The organism is Neobacillus sedimentimangrovi (genome assembly GCF_010614825.1).
Taxonomy (GTDB): Bacteria; Bacillota; Bacilli; order Bacillales; family Cytobacillaceae; genus Neobacillus; species Neobacillus thermocopriae.
Map to the genome: position 1 here is coordinate 1 of NZ_JAAFZF010000092.1, position 3,012 is coordinate 3,012.

At 38.3% G+C, this 3,012-nt stretch carries 2 protein-coding genes; both read right to left on the bottom strand.

Translation table 11 applies throughout. The annotated features are described in order from the left end of the window. Window positions 1–349: 349 nt before the first annotated feature. The gene (locus tag GZA11_RS16175) at window positions 350–550 is read right to left on the bottom strand and encodes a cold-shock protein (protein WP_038534887.1); all 201 of its coding nucleotides are present in this window, start codon (window positions 548–550) and stop codon (window positions 350–352) included. A gap of 356 nt (window positions 551–906) precedes the next feature. Beyond that, entirely contained in the window at window positions 907–2,625 is a 1,719-nt protein-coding gene (locus tag GZA11_RS16180; RefSeq protein WP_163184395.1) for an ABC transporter ATP-binding protein, read from the bottom strand. Window positions 2,626–3,012: the final 387 nt, after the last annotated feature.

A 3,012-nucleotide genomic window follows, 5' to 3' on the forward strand; every position in this document is an offset into this window, starting at 1 on the left:
ACTAAGTAGGTTATGAAGGGTACTTCACGTATCCATCAGACCTCCCCGGGTAAGAGTGTAATCTTTCCTTCCATCCATCTGCTTCATTTACTCTGTATCACCTTCGGCAGAAAGGGCTTTGTTTTGTTGTGCAAACTCACCCAGTGATACCTAGCCTCATATGAAGTTCGTGTTCCTCAGACCGGAAGTTTGCCGCTCGCTTCCTTCAGATTCCGCGTCACCACGGACACCCTTGCGTTAAGCTAACTGCTACTTCTGCCTTCGCAGCTCGGGACTTTCACCCTATAGATTACACCCATGCCGGGCGCACACAAAAAAAGACCCAAAAAAGGGTCTTTCTTGCTGAAATTTATAGTTTGCGGACATTCACTGCCTGCATTCCACGTTCTCCATTTTCTAAATCAAATTCAACTTCTTGGCCTTCCTCTAATGATTTATAACCTTCTCCTTGAATAGCCGAAAAATGAACAAAAACATCCTCTCCGCCTTCACGCTGAATAAATCCATAACCTTTTTCATTATTAAACCATTTTACTTTGCCGTGTTCCATTCAAATATAGCCTCCTGGTGTATCATAAAAAAATTTGCAAAATCAATTTGCATTTATATCATTGGCTTGTTGATTGATTTCTATTCCTAATACTCATCTTTCTGGCCTTTGTTTCCTGCACATTTACCCTTAAGCATCGGAGACCAATTAAGGTTTGATAAGTTTACATAATATTATTATGTTTATTTCGTTGCACGATAATCTTTGGCTTATTGATTCATTTCTATTTTAAATACTCATATGTCCATTTTCCCTTGAATATCGAATCACAATAATGGTTAAATCAGTTTACATAATATAATTATATTTTACTAAAAAAAATATCCCTGTGATGATTCACAGGGATTATTGTTATCTTATGTTTGTTGAAATTGTACCCGATGAAGATTGGCAAAAATTCCACCTTGTTCAATTAATTCGTCATGTCGCCCTTCTTCAGCAATCCCCTCTTCTGTGACGACGAATATACGATCTGCATTTCGGATGGTTGCGAGTCGATGGGCAATAATCAATGTCGTACGATTTTGAGCTAGTTCATTCAATGCTTCTTGGATTACCTTTTCAGTTTCTGTATCGAGAGCCGATGTCGCTTCATCCAATATTAATATCGGTGGATTTTTCAAAAACATCCGGGCAATCGCAATCCGTTGTTTTTGTCCTCCTGACAGTTTTAACCCTCTTTCTCCAATTTGGGTTTCATAGCCGTCAGGTAAAGAAGCAATAAATGATTCGAGGTGTGCTCGGCGGGCCGCTTCCGCTATTTCCTCATCTGTTGCATCTCGTTTTCCATAGGCAATATTTTCTTTAATGGTTCCAGTAAATAGGAACACATCTTGCTGGACGATCCCGATTTGGGAACGCAACGATTTTTTAGTCATATTTCGAATATCCATGCCATCGATACTGATGGAACCACTCTGAACATCGTAAAATCTTGGAATAAGCGAACAAATGGTTGTTTTTCCAGCACCGGACGGTCCTACGAATGCGACTGTTTCACCTGCATGAATCTTTAAATTTATGTTTTCTAATACTAATTGATGTGGATCATAACCAAAAGTCACATTCTTAAATTGAATATTTCCATTTAATCCTGCCACTTCTACAGCATTTGGTTGATCTTTCACTTCCGGTTCTTTATCGACCAGCTCAATAAATCGTTTAAAACCAGCCATTCCTTTTGGATAAAGTTCCATTATAGCACTGATTTTATCAATTGGTTTAAATAGAACATTCACATACAATACAAATCCCACTAATGCACCATAGGAAAGTTGATTGGTAAAGCATAGCCAAGCACCATAAACTAATACTACAATCGTAATTAGCCTTGTCATCATATAAATACCAGAAAGACTAAATGACATGACCCGGTAGCCACCTAGTTTCGCTGCCCTGTATTTTTGGTTATTTTTCCTAAATCTAGAAATTTCATATTCTTCATTCGTAAAAGATTGTACTACACGACTGCCGGCTACACTATCCTCGACACGAGCATTCACATCCGCAATACTTGAATACATTTTCCCCCATGCTTTGTTCATTTTTACATTACACACAACAACCAATAGGATTAAGAGAGGAAGTATAAGCATGACAACCAATGCCAACTTTACGTTGATGGTGAACATAATCCAAAATGCAGAAATAAAGGTCATTCCTGCAATAAATACATCTTCCGGACCATGATGGGCAAGCTCACCGATATCAAATAAATCATTTGTAATCCGGCTCATGATATGTCCTGTTTTCGTATTATCAAAGAACCGAAACGATTGTTTTTGAACATGCTCAAATAGCTCTTGTCTCATATCCGTTTCAATATTAATTCCAAGCTTATGTCCCCAATAATTCACGATAAACTGTAGCAAAGTACTTAATAAATAAAGCAGAAAAAGTCCAATACTTACAGAAACAATGGCGGGCCAATCACTTTTTGGAAGCAAATCATCAATTAACCATTGCATTGCAAGTGGAAATGCTAGTTCTAAAATCGCCACAATGACGGCACTGGTAAAATCGAAAATAAACAGTTTTTTATGCGGTTTGTAGTATGAAAAGAATCGCCAAATCATGTCCGATCTCCTTTTTACAAAAGTAACAACATTAGGATTATATGTGAAAAACATAAATAATTTCTAGGATCGTAATTTTTATTTATTCAAAAAAAGTAATGAAAACCGAAAACATATTTTCTATTAGTAAAAAACACTTGGACACATCCAAGTGTTTCATCCATGTGCGCCCGGCATGGGTGTAATCTATAGGGTGAAAGTCCCGAGCTGCGAAGGCAGAAGTAGCAGTTAGCTTAACGCAAGGGTGTCCGTGGTGACGCGGAATCTGAAGGAAGCGAGCGGCAAACTTCCGGTCTGAGGAACACGAACTTCATATGAGGCTAGGTATCACTGGGTGAGTTTGCATGACAAAACAAAGCCCTTTCTGCCGAAGGTGATACAGAGTAA